The organism is Pseudomonas sp. NPDC087803, assembly GCF_044742995.1.
Taxonomy (GTDB): domain Bacteria; phylum Pseudomonadota; class Gammaproteobacteria; order Pseudomonadales; family Pseudomonadaceae; genus Aquipseudomonas.
The window spans coordinates 235,835-257,992 of the sequence record NZ_JBIUVO010000002.1; the positions used below are offsets into that span (position 1 = coordinate 235,835).

At 59.3% G+C, this 22,158-nt stretch carries 17 protein-coding genes; 8 read left to right on the top strand and 9 right to left on the bottom strand.

Features of this window, described 5'->3' with window-relative positions; all coding sequences use genetic code 11:
• Nucleotides 1-189: 189 nt before the first annotated feature.
• Nucleotides 190-3,294, top strand: a complete 3,105-nt coding sequence (locus ACIOUG_RS04125; protein ID WP_401062733.1) for a hypothetical protein — start codon at nt 190-192, stop codon at nt 3,292-3,294.
• A 251-nt stretch (nt 3,295-3,545) separates the two neighbouring features.
• Nucleotides 3,546-5,996, top strand: coding sequence for an autotransporter outer membrane beta-barrel domain-containing protein (locus tag ACIOUG_RS04130; RefSeq protein WP_401062734.1), 2,451 nt, complete (start codon nt 3,546-3,548; stop codon nt 5,994-5,996).
• A gap of 58 nt (nt 5,997-6,054) precedes the next feature.
• On the opposite strand, the gene ACIOUG_RS04135 is transcribed toward ACIOUG_RS04130, so the two are convergent.
• The 4 genes from ACIOUG_RS04135 to ACIOUG_RS04150 form a co-directional block, all read right to left on the bottom strand.
• Nucleotides 6,055-6,519, bottom strand: coding sequence for a DUF6252 family protein (locus ACIOUG_RS04135; protein ID WP_401062736.1), 465 nt, complete (start codon nt 6,517-6,519; stop codon nt 6,055-6,057).
• Between the two features lie 180 nt (nt 6,520-6,699).
• A complete protein-coding gene (locus ACIOUG_RS04140; RefSeq protein WP_401062738.1) occupies nt 6,700-7,341 on the bottom strand; it encodes a DUF1345 domain-containing protein in 642 nt (213 codons plus the stop codon).
• A gap of 136 nt (nt 7,342-7,477) precedes the next feature.
• Nucleotides 7,478-10,576 carry a multidrug efflux RND transporter permease subunit gene (locus ACIOUG_RS04145; protein ID WP_401062740.1) on the bottom strand — a complete coding sequence of 1,033 codons (3,099 nt, stop codon included), beginning with the start codon at nt 10,574-10,576 and terminating at the stop codon, nt 7,478-7,480.
• 15 nt (nt 10,577-10,591) lie between these two features.
• On the bottom strand, nt 10,592-11,749 hold the full coding sequence (locus ACIOUG_RS04150) for an efflux RND transporter periplasmic adaptor subunit (protein ID WP_401062742.1): 1,158 nt from the start codon (nt 11,747-11,749) through the stop codon (nt 10,592-10,594).
• Nucleotides 11,750-12,024: 275 nt separating this feature from the next.
• Between ACIOUG_RS04150 and ACIOUG_RS04155 the strand changes: the two genes are divergently transcribed.
• Together ACIOUG_RS04155 and ACIOUG_RS04160 are read left to right on the top strand one after the other, a co-directional pair.
• A complete protein-coding gene (locus ACIOUG_RS04155) occupies nt 12,025-12,726 on the top strand; it encodes a response regulator transcription factor (protein WP_097089685.1) in 702 nt (233 codons plus the stop codon).
• Nucleotides 12,727-12,730: 4 nt separating this feature from the next.
• A complete protein-coding gene (locus ACIOUG_RS04160; protein ID WP_401062743.1) occupies nt 12,731-14,032 on the top strand; it encodes an ATP-binding protein in 1,302 nt (433 codons plus the stop codon).
• Between the two features lie 529 nt (nt 14,033-14,561).
• Here the strand turns inward: ACIOUG_RS04160 and pncA are convergent.
• The 4 genes from pncA to ACIOUG_RS04180 all read right to left on the bottom strand — a co-directional run bounded on the left by pncA (nt 14,562) and on the right by ACIOUG_RS04180 (nt 17,076).
• On the bottom strand, nt 14,562-15,188 hold the full coding sequence (pncA, locus tag ACIOUG_RS04165) for a bifunctional nicotinamidase/pyrazinamidase (protein ID WP_401062745.1): 627 nt from the start codon (nt 15,186-15,188) through the stop codon (nt 14,562-14,564).
• Nucleotides 15,189-15,238: 50 nt separating this feature from the next.
• A complete protein-coding gene (locus tag ACIOUG_RS04170; protein WP_401062746.1) occupies nt 15,239-15,997 on the bottom strand; it encodes an anti-sigma factor family protein in 759 nt (252 codons plus the stop codon).
• Nucleotides 15,994-16,452: a sigma-70 family RNA polymerase sigma factor gene (locus ACIOUG_RS04175; protein ID WP_401062748.1), complete on the bottom strand. Its 459-nt coding sequence runs from the start codon at nt 16,450-16,452 to the stop codon at nt 15,994-15,996. Before ACIOUG_RS04175 ends, ACIOUG_RS04170 begins: the two co-directional genes overlap by 4 nt.
• A gap of 90 nt (nt 16,453-16,542) precedes the next feature.
• Nucleotides 16,543-17,076, bottom strand: a complete 534-nt coding sequence (locus tag ACIOUG_RS04180) for a tetratricopeptide repeat protein (protein WP_401062750.1) — start codon at nt 17,074-17,076, stop codon at nt 16,543-16,545.
• Between the two features lie 175 nt (nt 17,077-17,251).
• On the opposite strand from ACIOUG_RS04180, the gene ACIOUG_RS04185 reads away from it, so the two are divergent.
• The 3 genes from ACIOUG_RS04185 (at nt 17,252) to nudC (ending at nt 19,931) form a co-directional block, all read left to right on the top strand.
• Nucleotides 17,252-18,025, top strand: a complete 774-nt coding sequence (locus ACIOUG_RS04185) for a methyltransferase domain-containing protein (protein WP_401062752.1) — start codon at nt 17,252-17,254, stop codon at nt 18,023-18,025.
• Between the two features lie 256 nt (nt 18,026-18,281).
• Nucleotides 18,282-19,094, top strand: a complete 813-nt coding sequence (locus tag ACIOUG_RS04190) for a crotonase/enoyl-CoA hydratase family protein (RefSeq protein WP_367084572.1) — start codon at nt 18,282-18,284, stop codon at nt 19,092-19,094.
• 6 nt (nt 19,095-19,100) lie between these two features.
• Nucleotides 19,101-19,931: an NAD(+) diphosphatase gene (gene nudC / locus ACIOUG_RS04195; RefSeq protein WP_401062754.1), complete on the top strand. Its 831-nt coding sequence runs from the start codon at nt 19,101-19,103 to the stop codon at nt 19,929-19,931.
• Here nudC and ACIOUG_RS04200 read toward each other — a convergent pair.
• Nucleotides 19,899-20,678 (bottom strand): TSUP family transporter, encoded by a 780-nt coding sequence (locus ACIOUG_RS04200; protein ID WP_007951261.1) that lies wholly within the window; start codon nt 20,676-20,678, stop codon nt 19,899-19,901. The genes nudC and ACIOUG_RS04200 overlap by 33 nt on opposite strands.
• 358 nt (nt 20,679-21,036) lie before the next feature.
• Here ACIOUG_RS04200 and sfnG point away from each other — a divergent pair, with 358 nt between their 5' ends.
• Nucleotides 21,037-22,119, top strand: a complete 1,083-nt coding sequence (gene sfnG / locus ACIOUG_RS04205) for a dimethylsulfone monooxygenase SfnG (RefSeq protein ID WP_401062757.1) — start codon at nt 21,037-21,039, stop codon at nt 22,117-22,119.
• Nucleotides 22,120-22,158: the final 39 nt, after the last annotated feature.

Sequence of the window (22,158 nt, forward strand, 5' to 3'; positions counted from 1 at the left end):
AATGAAACCGGTTTCAGAGAACTACATCTGCTGAGTTCCCGTCAAGTTTTTCCAGACGATCAAGACCCGCTGTAGCGCTCTATAACCGACGAACGGTCGAAAAACCTGTCAGATATGACAGTAGGCGGGGAAACCTGATGCGCGTCTAATTTCACCAAGGCGGACGTATCGCACTTTCAGGAAATAGCCATGTCGTCATTCAAAAACAGCGGAACCATCGGCGTGTTGGCCATGCCCTTGTCGATCGTGGGAGTGGGTGCTGATGGTGTACTTCCTCCAACGGCCTCCACCGATGGCGCCCAGTTGCTGATTTCTCTGTGGCCAGACACTTCGATTAAACCGGGCAACAGTGATCTGTTGGAAATCTGGGTAACCGAACCGGGTGCCACCGTTGAAGAGTTGTTCTACAGCAATGCTTTTCCGGTTCCGGTTGCGGCGGGTTATCCCGGGGAATTTTTGTTACCGGCAAAATATTTACAGCGAGACGGCGATATTGTTCTGCGATACCGGGTCACGTTGGGTGATAACGGAAATGAAGATACATCAAACGCGCAGACTTTCACTGTTCGCCGTCCGGTCCCGGAAAATCTCGCTGCGCCGACATTTCCCCATGCCACATGGTTGGGATATCTCAATTGCAATACGACTCCAAAGTTGTGGGAGGAAGTATGGATTGATGTCAAGGCTCAACCAGGTCGCTTCATGGCCAATGATGAATGTGTTCTGGAATGGCAGGGGTTCGAAGCTATTAATGGAAGAAATCCGATCCCGTCAACCAAGCTGGAAATCAACAAAACATTAACTCAGGCAGAAGCAGACGACGGGCCACTTTTCATACTCGGAAGCGATAAATACGAGCGCTATATAAAGCCGATGCAAAGCAATGCATCAGCAACGGCACGGTACACGCTTTACCGAAATGGCATCGCCCTGGGTCGCTCGCCGTTTGAATTGGTGAAAATTGACCGATTTCTTCCAGGTTCCAACTTTCCTTGCGGTCCGGCATCGGTCGCAGGCTTAGATGCAAATGACAAAGATGCCTTGGCGTTAAATGAAATCGACACTGCTGAAGCGTTAGTCCCAGAAACTTGCAGATTGCCGTCGCACGCTTCTTCGTTGGGCAACAACGTTGATAGTTCAATGAAACACTCACCGATGGAGTTATCAAAAATGAATATGCAGTTTAATGATGCTGGCATTCTGGCTTTAACACCGGTTATCGAGGGCCAACTGCCGGATGGGCGGTTAACTTACAAACAACTCAAAGAAGACCAGCGTCTGACAGTCACGCTCGCGACCGTTCCTGACCAAGGACCTGAAGGTGCGCAAAGAATCGATTTACATGTGGTTCCGAAAGGGACGCCAATCAGTGAGTTCGATCCGACGTACGTCGTTGTGAGCAAGTTGCGAGCCGACCAGCCTGGGGGGGATTGGAGCTACCCGATCGTGTTCGATACGCCAGTCACCAGCTTTATTGAGCGATTTAGTTCAACGGGCGAATACACCGAATACGAAGCTGCGGTGGTCATTTTTGATATCTACGAAAACACGGATACTTCTGCACCGCATGCCATTGTGCTGGTCGACCTCACTGCACCGTATCAGCGCCAACCGGGCGGTCCGAATGGTACGGGCAATCGCCCACCTCTGCTGACATTGGGCGCCACTGTACCCGCGATCATCAATGATGCCTGGTTGAACGACCCTGCCAATGCCGGCGGATTGAACCTGGAAATTCCTCATGCTTACCAGAAGTTCGAACCGGGTCTGGATCAGTGCTACTTCTGTATCTCTCAACTGACAACTTTTACGTTGATGTTGGGTGAAACGCCTGCGTTCGACGGTCCTTTACCCGCCGATGGGATTATCAATATCCCCTTGAGTTTTTTGAGCGGGTTGACAGAGGGAACTTACTATTACTCCTACAACCTGACAGACGCTCCAGGCAATATCAGTAACAACGCAGCGATTACCACACTGTTCCAGCGGGTTATCACCCCAGCCCCGATTCTTGCGGCACCGCGAATTCCGGTCACGGGTGCCGATGGACGTATTTCGATCAATCTGACTACGGTGAATCCACCTCCATCGAAAGCCATCATGGAAATCGATTTTCCAGTCAACTCGATCCCGGGCGACCGCATCATTCCGTACCTGATGTCCGACGCCGGAATATTTCCGCTGCCGGAACAGACAATCCCGCCGGCAGGAACCCCTGGGCCGCTGCTTTTCGATCTGGATTACGATGCGCTCGCCGAGGTTTTCGGCGACGTCAACAATGCAGACGAGGTGGAGTTCGAGTACTTTTATGAACTGAGTCGTCCAACCATTGCGACGAACCCGGTATCACCTTCTGCATTCGGTTTGATCGATTTCGCTTACGCAGGGCCTGAGCAGCCGAATCTGCCTGATCTGGAAAACCCCAATATTCCTAATGTGGTGGTACAGGGCGCAGGTACACCCGCTCCACTCCCCAACACCCTGACCCCAGCGCAAGCCGGTTTGAATGCAGTGATGAACTGGCCGATCTGGACTGACCCCAACCGGCCTGTCACCGGGCGAGAAATCGTCAAGTTCTATTATCAGGGCAAACAGGTCGGCGAACCGGTGCCGGTACGGGTCGGAGATACAACGGTCAGAACCGATTTGCCATGGACGACAATCCTTGCTGAAGGCAACGGCACCGGAGCGAGTGCCAGAGAAGCCTATATCACCGTGGAATACCCTGGCAGTCCGAACGTGATGAAGCAGCTAGTCACCACCAAGGTCAACGTGACAGCGATTGTCATCAACTTGCCTGCCCCGCAAATCGTGGTCTCTGCTTTCCGTGGACCTACCGGCACACTGGTTCCGGAACGTATCACCACCACTATCAACTGCCCGAGTTTCAACCACCCGAGCGTGGTGAACGGTCCGATGCCGCCTTACTTGCCGCGCCAGCTGCGAATTCGTGTGCGGCGTGATGCCAACATTCCGACCGGTGCGGTGGTGAATCTGGAATTTGAAGGTCGGACCACAAATGCAGTGGGGGCGCCGGCTATTCCTAATACACGCATCACCCGTTCGGCACCGATGCCAGCGACAGGCGATCTGGAGTTCAGGCTGACAGAGTACTCACCGCAAATCCGTGCAATTCAATTGCCAAGCCCGAATGGCAGCACTCGGCCGGCCGGCAGATTTGCGCGCATAGCCTATACGGTCAACGGCGTAACTGCCGAGGCTACCGTGCCTGTTCAGTTGCTCAATGCCAGCCTGGTGTATTGCGATGAAGAACGTGCGGAGGTTTCTCCGTAATACATACATCAAGTGACACTTCTTGTTGATGAGGGAAAGTTTCTGTCCTTCATCAGCAAGAAGCGAACTTGTGTACGTTCAGATGCGGAGATTCGTACGTATTAAAAGGACAAGTCCTACTAGTCTGAGGACTTGTCCTACATATCGTTGAAAGGTTAGTCCGTAGTCTGGCGGCCCTTATCTGTCCGGCTTGCGAGTGTTCTCGAGTCGGTCACTCGTTCCCCTGGAATGCATTCGAGTAGGACTCAACCATGACGCCAAAGCCGGTATTCAACTTTTCCAGAACTCAACTCAGTATGTGGGCGCTATCCATCATTCCCGCATTACTGAACTCTTCCATGATCCAGGCGGCCAGCGTGCCGGCTGGTTCTACTCAAACGATCGACGCCAGTACGCCAGTGGACGTCTGGCAGGTGCAGACCAACGCCACGCTGACGGGTTCGGGGGCAACTACCCTGGGAATTACAAGTGCGACCGGGGCATTGGTCAATCTGAGTAACTCGACAGTCAACGCGACAGGTGCGGGCGGGCTGCAGAACGGTATTGCCCTGAACAACGCTACGGCAACCCTGAACAACTCCAGCGTCACCAGTTTGAACGGGATTGGCATTTCGGCCGTGCGCAGTATTTCCAGTGTCGGCGGCTCTACGGTAAATCTGAGCAGCAACACGACTGTCAGAGGTCTGCAAGGCGGGATTGCCGGCAACCGTTTCAGTGAATTGAACGTGCAGGGATCTACCGTGGAAGGCACCGGTGCCAACAGTTTCGGGATCCGCCTGCTCGAGGGCTCCCTGTCGGCGACTGCCGGCAGCAGCATCACCGGTGGCCTCAATGGCCTGACCGTTGGCACCGACACACTGGTATCGACGGTGATTCCATCGAGCATCGTCCTGGACAATTCCCGTATCGAAGGCAAGACCGGCTCGGCGATCGTCGTGGGTATCAACGCGCCGAACTTTCCGACCGTCGCGAACATCTCGGTGCGCAATGGATCCAGCCTGATTGGCGGCAACGGTACGCTGCTCGAGGTCCGCACGGGCGCTTCGGCCGAGCTGCTGGTCGACGACAGTCGCCTCACCGGTAACGTCGTAGTCGGAGCAGGTGGTTCGGCGAACGTCACACTCCAGAACAAAGCGACATTGACCGGTAATTTGCAGGGTGTCACCAGCGCAACCCTGAACAATCAGGCACACATGTTCGGCGATGTTCTGGGGGCTTCGCGGGTGTCGATCGACAATGCTTCATCGCTCACCGGCAATCTTGAGCGTGTCGCCACTGTTTCGCTGAATAACCAGAGTTTGATGAAGGGTGACATCACTGCCGCGCCTGAGAGCTTGTCTACGGTGACACTTGATAACTCGGCGGCTCTAGTGGGCCAGGTCACTGATGTGAACAACTTCTCCATCAATAATCAGGCGCTCTGGCAGATGACGGGCAGCCAGTCGGTGAGCAATCTGGAGCTGAACAATGGCGGCAAGGTCCAGCTCGGCGCTTATCAGCTCAACGTCTCCAATCTCAGCGGCAGCGGCACTTTCGGGATCGACACAGACTTCGGTACGGGTACCACCGGTCTACTGAACCTCACCGGCAATGCTGTCGGGAGTCATCAGTTAGTGGTCGCCAGTAGCGGTTCGGATCCGGTCAGCGATGCACAGATCAAAGTGGTTCAGACGGTCGGTGGTACGGCTCAATTCGGATTGCCCACAGGGTTTGTCGACGCAGGGGCTTTTACCTATCGACTGGTCAAGGAGGGTGAGGACTGGTATCTGCGCCCGGACAAGGAAGTGGTGAGTACGCCGACCCGCTCGGTCATGGCGATATTTGGTACGGCGCCGACCGTTATCTACGGTGAAATGGCCTCTCTGACCAACCGCATGGGTGAATTGCGCACGAACAGTTCGCCAACCGGCGGGTGGATTCGATCGTATGGCAATCGCTTCAGCATCAGCAACAACGCCTACGGTGATGGCTACAGTCAGAGCCAGTACGGCCTGGCGATGGGGTTTGACACCCCGGTGCAGATTGCCGGTGAACGTGTATTGCTGGGTACTTTCATTGGTTACAGCAAGTCTGATCTGGATTTGAGCCGCGGCAGTTCGGGGGAAATCGGCAGCACTTCGCTCGGGGTTTACGGCACCTGGCTTGGTGACAGTGGCTACTACCTGGATACCGTTGCCAAACTCAACCGTTTCCGCAATGAAGCCAAGGTTTCGATGAGCGATGGTTCACGCACCGACGGCAGTTTCAACAACCTTGGGGTCAGTGCATCGGTGGAGTTTGGCAAACATATCGATCTTGCGGACGGCTATTACGTGGAGCCCTTCACCCAGTGGCAGGCGGCGTCGGTGCAAGGCAAGGATTTCAGCCTGGACAACGGCTTGAGCGCTGACGCCGATACCACTCGCTCGCTCCTGGGCAAGGCAGGTGTGACGTTGGGACGTGGCATGACCCTGGCCAATGGCAGCGTTCTGCAACCGCATATCCGCGCTGCCGTGGTGCAGGAATTTGCGAAGAACAATGAAGTTCGGGTCAATGACAACAAGTTCAACAATGACTTGTCAGGCACGCGTTTCGAAGTTGGAACCGGGGTGGCCTGGACCTTGAATGACCGCTGGCAGTTACATGCTGAGGTCGATACCAGTAAAGGGGATAACGTGACCAAGGACTTTGGCGCCAATATAGGCGCTCATTACAAATTCTGATCTGTAAGTTTCGCGCATAAAAAAAGGAAGCTGATGCTTCCTTTTTTTATGCGATGCGTTAGCCGGCTTTCAAGACCTGAAAACTGCCTTTGAGAACAAAGGTTTTTTCTTCAGTGTCGGGCAACTCAAGATTGACATTGAAGCGGCCCTTGATGTTTTTGTCATCGTTCGCGGGCTCGATCTCAATCTCTCCCGAGACAGCTTCGTAAATTTTTCCATCACTGTTTTTAAAGCTGAAGGCCACATCGGCGCTACTTTTTATCTGGTATGTTTTCACGGCCAGTGCCGCAGGAAGTACAAAAGAAAGCTCGCGGGTGCTTGTGCTGGTTGCACGAGTGTTTTTATCACTGCGCTGGATGGCGGTGACACTCAGTGCATCAAGTTTCTTCAGGCCTGCTTTTACTTTGTTGATCAGTCGGGCGTTGGCAACAAATGGCGGTACTTCCAGTTCGGTATTGGCAAACGCTTCGGCGTTCACATAGTTGCCTTCGGCGAAACTGGTTCGTTTGATCACAGCATTCATGGGTTTGGTCTCCGTTACTTTGAGTAAGGTATCCAAAGGCCGTGTATGACCCTAATCCTGGATAGCCTATGAGAGCCTGCTTTCAGGGGGGCTGTAAACTGTCAGAGTTGACAGTTTACAAAGGGCATTTTCAAGCGACAATTTTGCATTGAACCCAGGGTGCCGCCTGGAATGGTCAGATCAGCCGAACAGCCCGGCGGCAATGTTGATCGAGAAGCCCAGAATCGCCGTATTGAATACAAAACCGATCAACGATTGCGCCAGTACGATCTTGCGAATGTCGCGGGTGGCGACGCCGACATCGGCGGTCTGTACCGCGACGCCGATGGTGAACGAGAAGTACAGGAAGTCCCAATAATTGGGCGTGGTCAGGCCTTCGGCAAAGCGCAGGGCGGGTTCCTTGCCGTCCCAGGTGTAGAAAAGACGCGCGTAGTGCACGCAGAAAATGACGCCGATCAGCAGCCATGAGCCCACGACCGTGAAAGCGGTGAACGCGTAATGCAGAAGTTTGTGATGGGTATCCAGATCCTTGGTGCCGGCCAGCTCCAGAGTGATGGCGGCCAGGCTGGCCAACGCCGCGATACACACCACGAACAGTACCAGTCCGGCGTTTTCGTCCTCGACGACGGCGATGCGTTTGACGTCTGGCGCTTTGGCGCGAACGGTCAGCCAGAACATCAGGATCAGGTAGGTCCAGACGCCGGCGTTCCAGCCGATGAGGATTTTGCTGACGATGGAGTCGGCAGGGACCAGCAGGCCGGTGGCCAGGCCGACCAGAGCGGCGGCGGACAGGCGAGGGTGGGTGCGGGCGAGGAAGCGCATGGGGACTCACTGTGATGATCAATCCCTGCACCTTAGCGCACGCGACCGTGCTTTTGTAGGAGCTGCCGAAGGCTGCGATCTTTTGATCTGAAACAAAATCAAAAGATCGCAGCCTTCGGCAGCTCCTACAGTCGGATCAGTGGTGTTTGGTAAAGCGTTGTACGAGCTTCATGACCACCACGAAGAACAACGGGACGAAGATGACCGCCAGGGTGGCGGTGATCATCCCGCCGATCACCCCGGTACCGATCGCCTGCTGGCTCGCCGAGCTGGCGCCGGTGGCGATGGCCAGCGGCACTACGCCGAGGATGAACGCCAGCGAGGTCATGATGATCGGCCGCAGACGCAGGCGCGCGGCCTGCAACGTCGCGTCGATCAGGTCATGGCCTTCGTCATACAGGCTCTTGGCGAACTCGATGATCAGGATCGCGTTCTTCGCCGACAGCCCGATGATGGTGATCAGCCCGACCTTGAAGAACACATCGTTGGGCATCCCGCGCAGGGTCACGGCCAGCACGGCGCCAAGCACGCCGAGCGGCACCACCAGCAGCACCGAAGTCGGGATCGACCAGCTTTCGTACAACGCCGCCAGACACAGGAACACGATCAGCAGCGACAGGCCGAGCAGGATCGGCGCCTGACTGCCGGACAAGCGTTCCTGCAGCGACAGACCGGTCCATTCCTGACCCAGCCCCTTCGGCCCTTGGGCGACCAGTCGTTCAATCTCTGCCATGGCCTCGCCGGTGCTGTGCCCGGGCGCCGGTTCGCCGGAAATCGCAATCGCCGGGTAACCGTTATAACGGGTTAACTGCGCCGGGCCTTGGGTCCATTTCGCCTGAACGAACGCCGACAGCGGCACCATGTGCCCGGCGTTGTTGCGCACGTGCATTTTCAACAGGTCATCAACCTGGCTGCGCTGATCGCCTTCGGCCTGTACCACGACCCGCTGCATCCGCCCCTGATTGGGGAAGTCGTTGATGTAGGAAGAGCCCACGGCGGTAGACAACACGTTGCCGATGTCGGCGAACGACACGCCCAGTGCGTTGGCCTGCTTGCGGTCGACTTCCAGCTGCACCTGCGGCGCTTCGGCGAGCGCGCTCTCGCGCACGTTCATCAGCACCGGGCTTTTTTCTGCGGCGGCGAGCAGTTCGGTACGCGCCTGCATCAACGTGGCATGGCCGAGGCCGCCGCGATCCTGCAAACGGAACTCGAAACCACTGGACGTACCGAGGCCGTCTACAGGCGGTGGCAGCACCGAGAACGCCATGGCGTCCTTGATCTGGCTGAGGGCGATGTTGGCGCGGTCGGCAATCGAGCCGGCCGAATCTTCGCTGCTGCGTTGCGACCAATCCTTCAGCGTAGAAAAGGCCAGTGCCGCATTCTGCCCGCTGCCGGAGAAGCTGAAGCCGAGAATCACCACGCTGTCGCTGATACCGGGCTCGCCGGCGTTATGCGCTTCAAGTTGCTCGGCGACCTGCACCGTTCGGTTCTTGGTGGCACCCGGTGGCAGTTGAATGTCGGTGATGGTGTAACCCTGGTCCTCAACCGGCAGGAACGAGGAGGGCAGGCGTGCAAAGCACAGGCCCATGCCGAGCAGCAGCACGCCGTAGATCAGCAGATAGCGCCCGCTGCGCTTGAGTGCGTAACCGACCCAGCCTTGATAGCGATCGGTCAGTCGCTCGAAGCGGCGGTTGAACCAGCCGAAGAAACCGCTCTTTTCGTGATGCTCGCCTTTGGCAATCGGCTTGAGCAGCGTGGCGCACAAGGCTGGTGTCAGAGTCAGGGCGAGGAATGCCGAGAACAGGATCGAGGTCGCCATCGACAGCGAGAACTGCCGGTAAATCACCCCGACCGAACCCTGCATGAACGCCATCGGGATGAACACCGCCACCAGCACCAGCGTGATGCCGATGATTGCCCCGGTGATCTGCGTCATGGCCTTGCGTGTCGCCTCTTTCGGCGACAAACCCTCGGTCGCCATGATCCGCTCGACGTTTTCCACCACGACAATGGCGTCGTCCACCAGAATGCCGATGGCCAGCACCATGCCGAACATGGTCAGCACGTTGATCGAGAAACCCAGCGCGAGCATGGTGGCGAAGGTGCCCATCAGGGCCACCGGCACCACCAGCGTCGGGATCAGCGTGTAGCGGATGTTCTGCAGAAACAGGAACATCACCGCAAACACCAGCAGCATGGCCTCGCCGAGGGTGTAGACGACTTTGGTGATCGAGACTTTGACGAACGGCGAGGTGTCGTACGGAATCTTGTATTCGACGCCGGCCGGGAAGTAGCGCGACAGCTCGTCCATTTTCGCCCGGATCAAAGTGGCGGTCGCCAGGGCATTGGCCCCCGGCGCCAGTTGCACGCCGACGGCGGTCGAGGGTTTGCCGTTCAGGCGCGTGCCGAACTGGTATTCCTGACTGCCGATCTCGACCCGTGCGACATCCTTGATGCGCACGGTGGAGCCGTCGGGATTGGCCTTGAGCACGATGTCGGCGAATTCTTCCGGGGTCGACAGCTGGCCCTTGACCAGAATGGTCGCGGTGATTTCCTGCGAAGACGGATTGGGCAAGTCGCCAATGCTGCCCGCCGAGACCTGGGCGTTTTGCGCAACGATGGCGGCGTTGACGTCGGCCGGGGTCAGGTTGAAGCCAATCAGCTTCTGCGGGTCGATCCAGATCCGCATCGCCCGCTCGGCGCCATACAACTGAGCCTTGCCGACACCGTCGATGCGTTTGATTTCGTTCATCACGTTGCGCGCCAGATAATCACTGAGCGCCACATCATCGAGTTTGCCGTCGCTGGAAGTCAGGGTGATCAGCAACAGAAACCCGGCAGAGACTTTCTCCACCTGCAAGCCTTGCTGATTGACCGCTTGCGGCAGGCGCGACTCGACCACTTTGAGGCGGTTCTGTACATCGACCTGAGCCAGTTCCGGGTTGGTGCCCGGCTGGAACGTGGCCTTGATCGTCGCGCTGCCGAGGCTGCTCTGCGATTCGAAGTACAGCAGGTGATCGGCGCCGTTGAGCTCTTCTTCGATCAGGCTGACCACACTTTCATCGACGGTCTGCGCCGAGGCGCCGGGGTATACCGCGTAGATTTCGATCTGCGGCGGGGCGACGTCGGGGTACTGCGCCACTGGCAGTTGCGGGATGGCCAGCGCACCGGCCAACAGGATGAACAGGGCGACGACCCAGGCGAACACCGGGCGATCGATAAAAAACTGCGGCATATAAAAGCGTCCTGCTTACTGACCAGAGGTCTGGGCAAGTGGAAGAGGGGTGTCGTCGATCTGCACTTTTTCGCCGGGGCGGGCGTGTTGCAGGCCTTCGATGACAATGCGGTCGCCGGGCTTGAGGCCGCCGGTGACGATCCACCGGTCGTTCTGCACCGCGCCCAGTTGCACCGGCTGCTGGGCCACGCGCATCTGCTCGTCGACGGTCAGCACCTGGGCGATACCCGCGCTGTCACGTTGTACCGCACGTTGCGGTACGGTGATGCCGTGCTGGATGGTCGCTTGTTGCAGGCGGACGCGGATGAAGCTGCCCGGCAGCAGGTCGAGGTCCGGATTGGGGAACTCGCTGCGCAAAATGATCTGGCCGGTGCCCGGGTCAACGGTGATGTCGCTGAACAGCAATTTGCCCGGCAGCGGATAGAGACTGCCGTCATCCTGAATCAGCGTGGCCTTGACCTGATCCTGACCGACTTCCTGCAATTGCCCGGAACGGAAGGCGCGGCGCAGTTCGTTGAGTTCACGGGTCGACTGGGTGAGGTCGGCGTAGATCGGGTTGAGCTGCTGGATCAGCGCCAGCGGCGTGGTTTCGTTCTGCCCGACCAGCGCACCTTCGGTGACCAGGGCCCGGCCGACACGTCCGGAAATCGGCGCGGTGACGGTGGCGTAGCCGAGGTTCAGCTTCGCGCGCTCCACGGCGGCTTTATTGGCCGCGACGTCGGCGGCGGTTTGCCGGGCGTTGGCGCGGGCGTTGTCGTAGTCCTGGGCGCTGATGGCCTTGTCGTCGATCAACTGCGCGTAGCGTTGCTCCTGCAACTTCGCCTGGAACGCATTGGCTTCGGCCTTGCGCAGCGCGGCTTCAGCGCTGTCCAGGTCGGCCTTGAACGGCGCCGGGTCGATGCGAAACAGCACATCACCCTTTTTCACGTCGCTGCCTTCGCGAAAGGTGCGTTGCAGCACCACACCGGCCACCCGGGCACGCACTTCGGCGATCCGTGGCGCAGCGATGCGCCCGCTCAGTTCGCTGCTGATCGACAGGGGGCGGGCCTCGATGGTCTCGATGCGCACGGTGGCCGGCGGCGCTTCCTCTTCGGCCTTCGAGGACGAATCACAGGCGCCGAGCAACAGCGCAACGGCGATCAGGCCGAGCCCGGCCAGCAGATTTTTCGACATGTACCACCCCCAATATTGAAGCCCGCATCCTAAGGCCTGACGCCGAGGGTAGCGGTGAAGTTTTGTAGGCGCTGTGTGAAATTGTGTAAGGGTTTTACTCAGGGACGGGTGAGGACGTATATCCTTTACGCCTTGAAATTTATTGCGACAGATAAACCGCCATCGCGAGCAGGCTCACTCCTACATTGGAACTGTGTCAGACACGCACCTTGTAGGAGTGAGCCTGCTCGCGATGAGGCCCAAACAGTCGCCACAGCACTTTCCTGGAACACCCCATGCCCAACATCCTCCTGGTCGAAGACGACACCGCCCTCGCCGAACTGATTTCCAGCTACCTGGAGCGCAACGGCTACTCCGTCAGCGTGATCGGCCGTGGTGACCACGTGCGCGAACGGGCACGGATCAATCCGCCGGATCTGGTGATCCTCGACCTGATGCTGCCGGGCCTCGACGGCCTGCAAGTCTGCCGCTTGCTGCGGGCCGATTCGGCGACGCTGCCGATCCTGATGCTGACCGCCCGCGACGACAGTCACGATCAGGTACTGGGCCTGGAAATGGGCGCCGACGATTACGTCACCAAACCCTGCGAGCCAAGGGTTCTGCTGGCCCGGGTGCGGACTTTGCTGCGGCGCAGCAGCCTCGGTGAGCCCTTGACCGTCAATGACCGGATTGTCATGGGCAATCTGTGCATCGACTTGTCCGAGCGCACCGTGACCTGGCGCGAGCAACCGGTGGAGCTGTCCAGCGGCGAATACAATTTGCTGGTGGTGCTGGCCCGGCATGCCGGGGAGGTGCTGAGCCGCGATCAGATCCTGCAGCGCTTGCGCGGCATCGAGTTCAACGGCACTGATCGCTCGGTGGACGTGGCGATTTCCAAGCTGCGGCGCAAGTTCGACGACCACGCCGGCGAGGCGCGCAAGATCAAGACCGTGTGGGGCAAGGGCTACCTGTTCAGCCGTTCCGAGTGGGAATGCTGAGCTGATGTTCAGAATCCTGTTCCGCCTGTATCTGGTGACGATCGTCTCCTACAGCGCGGCGATCTATCTGGTGCCGGATCTGGTGGTCATGGCGTTCCGCGAGCGCTTCATCACCTACAACCTCGACTATTCGCGTGGCCTGCAATCGCTGATCACTCGCCAGTTTCGCGCGGTGCCGCAGGATCAGTGGCCGGCGTTGGCGCAGTCGATGGACAAGGATTTCCAGCCGTTGCACATCGCTCTGGCGCGCATTGACGACGCCGGGTTCAGCGCCCCCGAACAGGCGCGTCTGCGCGCTGGGGAAAACGTGGTGCGCATTGGCGATTGGGGCTGGCGCACGTTGGCGGTCACGCCGCTGAACGATGATGTCGCCGTGCAAATGGTGGTGCCGCCGGATCCGCTGGACGTCAATTTGTTGTACTGGAGCATCAACGTGCTGATCGGCGCGAGCATGCTCGCTTGCCTGTTGTTGTGGATTCGCCCGCACTGGCGCGATCTGGAACGCCTCAAGGTCGCGGCCGAACGCTTCGGCAAGGGCCACTTGAGCGAGCGCACGCAACTGCCTGCCAGTTCCAACATCGGTAGCCTGGCCAACGTGTTCGACACCATGGCCGGCGACATCGAGGACCTGCTCAACCAGCAGCGTGACTTGCTCAATGCGGTGTCCCACGAATTGCGCACGCCGCTGACCCGGCTGGATTTCGGCCTGGCGCTGGCGCTGTCCGATGACTTGCCGGCGACCAGCCGCGAACGCCTGCAAGGGCTGGTGGCGCACATTCGTGAACTGGATGAGCTGGTGCTGGAGTTGCTGTCTTACAGCCGCTTGCAGAATCCGGCGCAATTACCGGAACAGGTCGAGGTGTCGCTGGACGAGTTCATCGACAGCATTCTGGGCAGCGTCGATGAAGAACTGGAATCACCGGACATCGTCATCGACGTGTTGCTGCATGGCCAACTCGAGCGTTTTTCGCTGGATCCGCGCCTGACTGCTCGGGCGATCCAGAATCTGCTGCGCAATGCCATGCGCTATTGCGAAAAGCGCATTCAGATTGGTGTGCAGGTCAGCCCCGATGGCTGCGGCATCTGGGTCGACGACGATGGCATCGGCATCCCGGATGACGAGCGCGAGCGGATTTTCGAACCGTTCTATCGCCTTGATCGCAGCCGTGACCGCGCCACCGGTGGCTTCGGTCTGGGCCTGGCGATAAGCCGCCGAGCGCTGGAGGCGCAAGGCGGGACGCTGACGGTAGAAAGCTCGCCGTTGGGTGGGGCGCGGTTCCGGTTGTGGTTGCCTACTACTGCCTGAATAAAGTGAGGAAAAAACTGTGGCGAGGGAGCTTGCTCCCGCTGGGCTGCGAAGCGGCCCTAGGCAATCTGTAGCCAGGCGTCATTTGCCGTTTTTGCGACGGCTTCGCCGCCGAGCGGGAGCAAGCTCCCTCGCCACAAGGATGCGGTTGCTGTGTCAGATGAGTTGGTGCGATTGAATCAGGCCAATCCTGGCCGTCTGCACTCTGACAGTAGAAAGCTCACCGTTGGGTGGGGCGCGATTCAGGTAGTGGATGCCGACCCTGGCTTGACCCGAAAACCTGTGGGAGCGGGCTTGCTCGCGAAGGCGGAGCATCAGTCGACATAGATTTATCTGATACACCGCTTTCGCGAGCAAGCCCGCTCCCACAGGGGTTTTAGGCTGGTCAGTGGTTGCCCACCGCCAGTTGAGCATCAAACCCCTGTAGGAGCTGTCGAGTGAAACGAGGCTGCGATCTGTTGATTCTGATTTTTGAACGCAACAGCAAAAAATCGCAGCGTGCCGCAGCTCCTACAAGGGAACGTGTTGGTCAGATGAGTTGGTGCGATTGAATCAGGCCAACTCCGGCTGTGTGCATTCGTTCCATCGCCGCCGCCAGTGAGCCATCCATATCAATGGCGCGACAGGCATCCAGCAGCACAATCGTATTGAACCCCGCCGCCCGCGCATCCAGCGCCGAGAACATCACGCAGAAATCCAATGCCAGACCGACCATGTACACCGTGTCGATTCCGCGTTCTTTCAGGTAACCGGCCAGCCCCGTGGTGGTGCGCCGGTCCGCTTCGAGAAACGCTGAATAGCTGTCGATGTCCGGGTTGCAGCCCTTGCGGATGATCAGTTGCGCATGCGGCAGGTGCAATTCGGCGTGAAACTCGGCCCCGGCAGTGCCTTGCACGCAATGATCCGGCCAGAGTTTCTGCTCGCCGTAGGGCAACTGAATCACCTCGTACGGTTTGCGCCCGGGATGGCTGGAGGCAAACGACGCGTGGCCGCTTGGGTGCCAGTCCTGGGCAATGATCACCTGTTTGAACAGATCGCCGAGACGATTGATCAGCGGTACGATCAGATCGCCCTCGGGGACGGCCAGTTGGCCACCGGGGGTGAAGTCGTTCTGAACGTCGATGACCAGCAGGGCAGTGCGGGGTGAAATCTGCATCGGTGGTTCTTCCTCGGATAATCACGCGCTCAGCATAGTAGCCGCGGCAATCATGCGCTCAACCGTTCGATCAGGCGCCTGGCGAAGTCTTCCAGCTCCGGCGCCGGGTTGTGTCCGATCAACATCCACGCGTGCTCGCCTTCGGTCCAGTACACCACGTTCATTTCATGCCGCCGTTCGTGCGCCAGTGGCTGGCTGCCGCTGTTGGAGCGGATCACGCACAGGGCCAGCGGTCCGTGCCTGGCGTCCAGATAGGTCAGTTGCGCAATTGGCACGCCGTCGTACTCGAGCAATTGTGCACGTTTGAGTTCGGCGCCCGGCAGCTTCAGCATTGCGGCAGACAGGTTCAGGCCGAGTCGCGCATCCACCGTACGCAATTGCGCCCGTTGGCTGGCTTCGTCGCTCGGCAAGTGATCGAGCGTCTGCGGCACATACAGCGCCATATAGTCGCCGACCAAGGCGCGCCAGTTATGCGCTTGCTGTGACTGCCAGGCGATGAACAGACGATCGGCCAATACGCCGCCAGCCAGCAGACTCGCGGCGGCTGCGCCGATGAACCAGCGTCGGCTCAGGCCCGGGCGCTGGGGGGCGGGGATGGCGTCGAGGCGCGCCTGCAAACGCTCCAGTGGCGCCTGTTGCGCCAGTTCGTCATAAGCCTCCTTGTACGGCAAGCTGCTGCGTTCGAGCCATTGCACGCGCAGGCTGAGCATCGGGTCGTCGGCAATCGCGCTGTCGAGCTGGCTGCGATACGCGGGGTCCAGTTCATCATCAAGGTAGGCCACCAGTTGTTCGTCGGAGGGCTTGTTCATGGGCGGTCACCTCCGGTGGTTTTCGGCACGGCTTGCAGGGGCGGATATTCAGCCAGTTTCAGGCGTGCGGTGGCCAGACGGCTCATCACCGTACCGATCGGCACTTGCAGGATCTCGGCGACTTCGCGGTAGGACAGGCCTTCGACGTAGGCCAGATAAACGGTTTCGCGCTGGGTTTCCGGCAGGGCGTCAACCCGCCGGATCACCTGCGCCGCCATCACGTGCGTCTGCGCGGCGTACTCGCCGTCGAAGGCCAGTTGTCCGTCGGCATCGACCTGACCTGCGCCCTGACGCACCCGGCGCGAGCGCACTTCGTTGAGCCAGATCGAATGCAGGATGCTCAGCAGCCAGCGATCCATGCGCGTGCCGGCGACATATTGCCCGGCACGCTCCAACGCCCGTACGCACGTGGCCTGCACCAGATCCTCGGCCACGTGCCGATTGCGCGACAGCAACAGACCGTAGCGCCACAGTCGCGCCAGATGCTGTCCGAGTTCCGCTCTGAATGCCTGATCGCTGACGATGATGGCGTTCCTTTATCTATTTCAGGTTTTCGATGAATCGTTGATGGCTTCTGCCAGGTCCTGGTACTCCTCGCAGGACGTGCCGCAAATCGTTTTGATCTGCTGCAACTGCTCTTGCGCCAAGTCGACGCGCCCTTTGATCACATAGGCCTCGCCGAGGTATTCACGCACTTGCGCGTAATGCGGATCGAGCTTTACCGATTGCAGGTAATAGCCGATGCCCTCATCGGTGCGCCCCAGTTTTCGCGTGGCGTAACCGCGATAGTTGAGGGCTTTGGCGGTGTTCGGTTGTTTCAAGGTGTCAAGCAGGGCCAGGGCTTCTTCGTATCGACCGTCCTTGGCCAATCTGTAGGCGTAATCGGTCCGATCGGCATCCGGCACGGCGCTGCTGGTCTGCATCACGCATTTCTGCGATTTGCTGTCCCAGACCTGGCCTTTGGGGCAATTGGGCTTCTGCACGGGGGCGTCTTCATCACCGTTGGCAAACGCCATCGACGTGGATAACGCGGCTACCAGCAGCAACGGGGCGGCGAACATAACGGAACGGATAGTCATGGGCAAGGCTCCACAGAGGGTTATGTTTCACTTTGAACACCACAGCACGGAATTTTATTCATTGCTTTGTCAGGCTCTGTTCAAGGTACGCGCAAATCGCGGCGTTATGCTCAGGAACGCCAGCCGTCCATCCAGTGCTTTGCCATGACCCAGCGCTGACACACGAGGAACTGCCATGAAAGATCAGGTCCATCATTCCGCTGCCGCCGGCTACAAGACTGCCGCCGACACCTACGTCAAGGGTCGCCCCGACTATCCGCCGCAGGTCAGCCAGTGGTTGACCCAGACGTTGGGCCTGGACAGTCACAAGACCGTCATCGATCTGGGGGCCGGCACCGGCAAGTTCACTGGACGGCTGGCGGCCACGGATGCGCAGGTAATCGCCGTGGAGCCGGTGGCGCAGATGCTGGAAAAACTCTCCGCCGCCTGGCCGCAGGTGCTGGCGGTGAGCGGCACCGCCACGGATCTGCCATTGCCCGACGCGTCGGTGGATGCGGTGGTCTGCGCGCAGGCGTTTCACTGGTTCGCCACGGCCGAAGCCCTGAGCGAAATTGCCCGGGTGCTCAAGCCCGGCGGCAGGCTCGGGCTGATCTGGAATCTGCGCGATACGCAGGTCAGTTGGGTGCCGAAACTCGATGCGATCGTCAATGCGCTGGAGGGGGACACGCCGCGTTATTACACCGGCCAGTGGCGCCAGGCGTTTCCGCATCCGGCGTTTGGCGCGCTGCAGTTGCAGCAGTTTCATCATGGACATACCGGTTCGCCGGAGGATGTGATTTTCAATCGGGTGCGCTCCACCAGTTTCATCGCGGCATTGCCGCAGGCGCAGCGGGACAAGGTCGATGAGCAGATCCGAGCGTTGATTGCCGCGGAGCCTGCGTTGCGTGGGCGGCATGTGCTGACCGTGCCTTATGAGACGGCGGCGTATGTGGCGGTGAAGGGCGGTTAGACCGGCGGTGACTTCATCGCCAGCAGGCTGGCTCCCACAGGGGCAAGTGGGTGTCATCAATCCATGTAGGAGCTGCCGAAGGCTGCGATCTTTTGATCTTGAAATTCAAAAGATCGCAGCCTTCGGCAGCTCCTACAGAGATCAAGGCGCGGCAAAAATCTCCTTGTTGGAGTCAGTCCCGCATTTGGCCGAACCGCCATCGTGATGCCTTGTTATAGTTCGGGCCTCATTTTCTGCCCGGTAAAGGATCACTGCCATGACTCAATACACCGCCTTCAGCGTCGAACTGGCCGACAACATCGCGCATGTGCAGATCAATCGTCCGGAAAAGATCAACTCGATGAACGCCGCGTTCTGGAGCGAGATCGTCGAGATTTTCCAGTGGATCGACGACACCGACGAAGTGCGGGTGGTGGTCCTGAGCGGTAACGGCAAACACTTTTCCTCGGGCATCGACCTGATGATGCTCGCTGGCGTCGCCAATGAACTGGGCAAGGACGTCGGCCGTAACGCGCGCCTGCTGCGGCGCAAGATCCTTACCCTGCAAGCCTCGTTCAACGCCGTCGACAATTGCCGCAAACCAGTGCTTGCGGCCATTCAGGGCTATTGCCTCGGTGGCGCCATCGACCTGATCGCCGCCTGCGACATGCGTTACGCCGCCGAGGACGCGCAGTTCTCGATCAAGGAAATCGACATTGGCATGGCCGCCGACGTGGGCACGTTGCAACGGTTGCCACGGATCATCGGTGACGGCATGCTGCGTGAACTGGCTTACACCGGGCGCACCTTCGGCGCAGAAGAAGCGCGCAGCATCGGCCTGGTCAATCGTGTTTACGCCGACAAGGAGCTGCTGCTCGAAGGCGTGATGGACATTGCCCGCGACATCGCCGGCAAATCGCCCATCGCGGTCACCGGCACCAAGGAAATGATCAGCTACATGCGCGACCACCGGATCGACGACGGGCTCGAATACGTTGCCACCTGGAACGCCGCCATGTTGCAATCCACCGACTTGCGCGTGGCCATGGCCGCCCATATGAGTAAACAGAAACCCGAATTTCTGGATTGAGAAACCATGACAGCTCGCTGGATCACTGCAGTACTGGACACCGATCAACCCGGCGGCTGGGCCGTGGCGCGCAGCCCCGAAGGCTTTCTGTTCGATGACAACGGCGCGTTGTTCCCGCGGGAATGGCTCAAGCGTCAGGACTTGTCGATCCTCACCGAACACGGCATCGGCCACCTCGATGGCGAGCCGGTGTATCTGTTGGAGTTGCGCAGTTCCAGCGAGGTGCCGGGCTGCAACTGGAAAGGCCTGCGGGCGTTCATGCTCGAAGGCGATCACACCGTCTATAAAGTGCTGGGCTATGCCGCGCAGATCGGCACCTGGGCCCGTGAGCATCGGTTTTGCGGCAACTGCGGGCAGGCGATGACGCAGGTGCCGGGCGAACGGGCGATGTATTGCCAGCCGTGCGACTTGCGCAGCTATCCACGGATTTCGCCGAGCATGATCGTGCTGGTCACCCGTGGTGACGAGATCCTGCTGGCGCGCTCACCGCGTTTCGTCACCGGGGTCTACAGCACGCTGGCGGGCTTCGCCGAGCCGGGCGAGTCAGCCGAAGACTGCCTGATTCGCGAAGTGCGCGAAGAGGTCAGCATCGAGGTGAAGAACATTCAGTACATGGGCAGCCAGTGCTGGCCGTTCCCGCATTCGATGATGCTGGGTTTCCATGCCGAATATGCGGGTGGCGAGATCATCTGTCAGGAAGACGAGATCGAAGACGCCCAGTGGTTCAACGTGCACGATTTGCCGCCGTTACCGGCGTCAAAATCGATTGCCCGTTACCTGATCGACGTCTACGTGGCGCGCCGCTTAGGCCACGCTGAACCAGTGTTGCCAGGCTAGGCGCACGGTCAGGCCCAGTACCACGGTGATGAACACCGGACGAATGAACTTGGCGCCGCCGCTGATCGCGGTGCGCGCCCCGAAGAATGCGCCGACCATCACCGACAGGCCCATGCTCAGGCCGATGATCCAGTCCACCTGCCCGGAAAACACGAACACCGACAGCGCGGCAATGTTGCTGACGAAGTTCATGCTCCGTGCCACCCCGCTGGCCTTGACCAGGTCAATCGGGTAGAGCAGCAGGCTGCTGACGGTCCAGAACGCGCCAGTGCCGGGGCCGGCCACGCCGTCGTAGAAACCGAGGCTGAAGCCTTGAGTCGATTGCCATTTCTTCTTGATCGGCGCGTCACTGTCCAGCGGCGCTTTGGGCGTGCCGCCGAACAACAGATACAGGCCACAGGCGAAGACGATCACCGGCAGCATCTTGTTCAGCCATTCCGCCGGCAGGTAGTGCGCGACGACAGCGCCGGTCAGCGCGCCGACCAGGGTGCCGACGATCGCGTGCATCCACTGCCGGGGGTGAAACAGTTTGCGTCGATAGAAGGTGAAACTGGCGGTGGCCGAGCCGAAGGTCGAACTGAGTTTGTTGGTGCCCAGCACCAGGTGCGGCGGCAGGCCGGCGGTAAGCAGTGCCGGGGTGGTCAACAGTCCGCCGCCGCCGGCGATGGCGTCGATGAAACCGGCAATGAAAGCGACAAGGGCCAGAACGGCCAGGGTGGTAAGGTCAACGCTGAGTTCGAAAGGCATGGAATCGGCTTATTCGGCAGGGCGCAGAGGGGCTGCGGGGAAGGGCTGACATGTTACTCATTTCCAAGTGTTGCGGCGACCCGTAAAGCCTCATCGCTGGCAAGCCAGCTCCCACAGGTTTTCGGTATGTTCGCAACATTTGTGTTCACTAGAGATTCCTGTGGGAGCTGGCTTGCCAGCGATGAGGCCAGCTCAAACACGGCCTTATTCAACTGTTGCCCACCCAACACCTCGGCAACAAATCACCCTCCAATAATGCAATTCCATCAGCCTCAAGCCCAATTAAACCGGGCCTCTGGAGGCTGGCACGCTTGCTGCTCTGACCCATTGACCTTCCCAATGTCCCGAGGACACGCCGATGAGCAAGCAAGCCGTGAAATTCGCCTACTGGGTGCCGAACGTCAGTGGCGGTCTGGTGGTCAGCAAGATCGAGCAGCGCACCGACTGGGGTATCGACTACAACCGCAAACTGGCGCAACTCGCCGAGGCGGCGGGGTTCGAGTATGCCCTGACGCAAATCCGTTTTACCGCCGGTTACGGTGCCGAGTTCCAGCATGAGTCGGTGGCGTTCAGTCATGCGCTGCTGGCGGCTACTACCAAGCTGAAGGTGATCGCGGCGATTTTGCCGGGACCTTGGCAACCGGCGCTGGCGGCCAAGCAGATGGCGACGATTGATCAGCTCACCAACGGCCGGATTGCGGTGAATATCGTCAGCGGCTGGTTCAAAGGCGAGTTTCAGGCAATCGGCGAGCACTGGCTGGAACACGACGAGCGTTATCGGCGTTCCGAGGAATTCATCCGCTCGCTGCGCGGGATCTGGAGTCAGGACAACTTCACTTTTCGCGGCGACTTTTACCGCTTCGACAACTACAGCCTCAAACCGAAACCGCTGGGCCGCCCCGAGATCTTCCAGGGCGGCAGTTCACGCGCGGCACGCGATATGGCCGCACGGGTCTCGGACTGGTATTTCACCAACGGCAACAGCGTCGAGGGGATCAAGGCTCAGGTCGATGACATCCGGGCGAAAGCGGCGGCCAACAATCATTCAGTGAAGATCGGCGTCAACGCTTTCGTCATCGCCCGCGACACCGAAGAAGAGGCCCGCGCCGTGTTGGCGCAGATCATCGAACAGGCTGACCCGGAAGCGGTGAACGCCTTTGGCGACGCGGCGAAGCAGGCGGGCAGGGCGTCACCGGAGGGTGAGGGCAACTGGGCAAAATCGACGTTCGAGGATCTGGTGCAGTACAACGATGGCTTCAAGACCAACCTGATCGGCACGCCGCTGCAGATTGCCGAGCGGATTGTGGCGTTGAAATCGGTAGGGGTGGATCTGGTGTTGGCGGGGTTCCTGCACTTTCAGGAGGAGGTGGAGTATTTCGGCAAGAAGGTGTTGCCGCTGGTGCGGGAGCTGGAGGCTGAAAAGACTGCCGCCGTCGCCTGAACCACAAACCCGATGTGGGAGCGGGCTTGCTCGCGAAAG

What these genes read in the sequence shown, in the direction of transcription:
- ACIOUG_RS04125 (WP_401062733.1), top strand. Translation starts at nt 190, where the DNA reads ATGTCGTCATTCAAAAACAGCGGAACCATCGGCGTGTTGGCCATGCCC.
- ACIOUG_RS04130 (WP_401062734.1), top strand. Translation starts at nt 3,546, where the DNA reads ATGACGCCAAAGCCGGTATTCAACTTTTCCAGAACTCAACTCAGTATG.
- ACIOUG_RS04135 (WP_401062736.1), bottom strand. Translation starts at nt 6,519, where the DNA reads ATGAATGCTGTGATCAAACGAACCAGTTTCGCCGAAGGCAACTATGTG.
- ACIOUG_RS04140 (WP_401062738.1), bottom strand. Translation starts at nt 7,341, where the DNA reads ATGCGCTTCCTCGCCCGCACCCACCCTCGCCTGTCCGCCGCCGCTCTG.
- ACIOUG_RS04145 (WP_401062740.1), bottom strand. Translation starts at nt 10,576, where the DNA reads ATGCCGCAGTTTTTTATCGATCGCCCGGTGTTCGCCTGGGTCGTCGCC.
- ACIOUG_RS04150 (WP_401062742.1), bottom strand. Translation starts at nt 11,749, where the DNA reads ATGTCGAAAAATCTGCTGGCCGGGCTCGGCCTGATCGCCGTTGCGCTG.
- ACIOUG_RS04155 (WP_097089685.1), top strand. Translation starts at nt 12,025, where the DNA reads ATGCCCAACATCCTCCTGGTCGAAGACGACACCGCCCTCGCCGAACTG.
- ACIOUG_RS04160 (WP_401062743.1), top strand. Translation starts at nt 12,731, where the DNA reads ATGTTCAGAATCCTGTTCCGCCTGTATCTGGTGACGATCGTCTCCTAC.
- pncA (WP_401062745.1), bottom strand. Translation starts at nt 15,188, where the DNA reads ATGCAGATTTCACCCCGCACTGCCCTGCTGGTCATCGACGTTCAGAAC.
- ACIOUG_RS04170 (WP_401062746.1), bottom strand. Translation starts at nt 15,997, where the DNA reads ATGAACAAGCCCTCCGACGAACAACTGGTGGCCTACCTTGATGATGAA.
- ACIOUG_RS04180 (WP_401062750.1), bottom strand. Translation starts at nt 17,076, where the DNA reads ATGACTATCCGTTCCGTTATGTTCGCCGCCCCGTTGCTGCTGGTAGCC.
- ACIOUG_RS04185 (WP_401062752.1), top strand. Translation starts at nt 17,252, where the DNA reads ATGAAAGATCAGGTCCATCATTCCGCTGCCGCCGGCTACAAGACTGCC.
- ACIOUG_RS04190 (WP_367084572.1), top strand. Translation starts at nt 18,282, where the DNA reads ATGACTCAATACACCGCCTTCAGCGTCGAACTGGCCGACAACATCGCG.
- nudC (WP_401062754.1), top strand. Translation starts at nt 19,101, where the DNA reads ATGACAGCTCGCTGGATCACTGCAGTACTGGACACCGATCAACCCGGC.
- ACIOUG_RS04200 (WP_007951261.1), bottom strand. Translation starts at nt 20,678, where the DNA reads ATGCCTTTCGAACTCAGCGTTGACCTTACCACCCTGGCCGTTCTGGCC.
- sfnG (WP_401062757.1), top strand. Translation starts at nt 21,037, where the DNA reads ATGAGCAAGCAAGCCGTGAAATTCGCCTACTGGGTGCCGAACGTCAGT.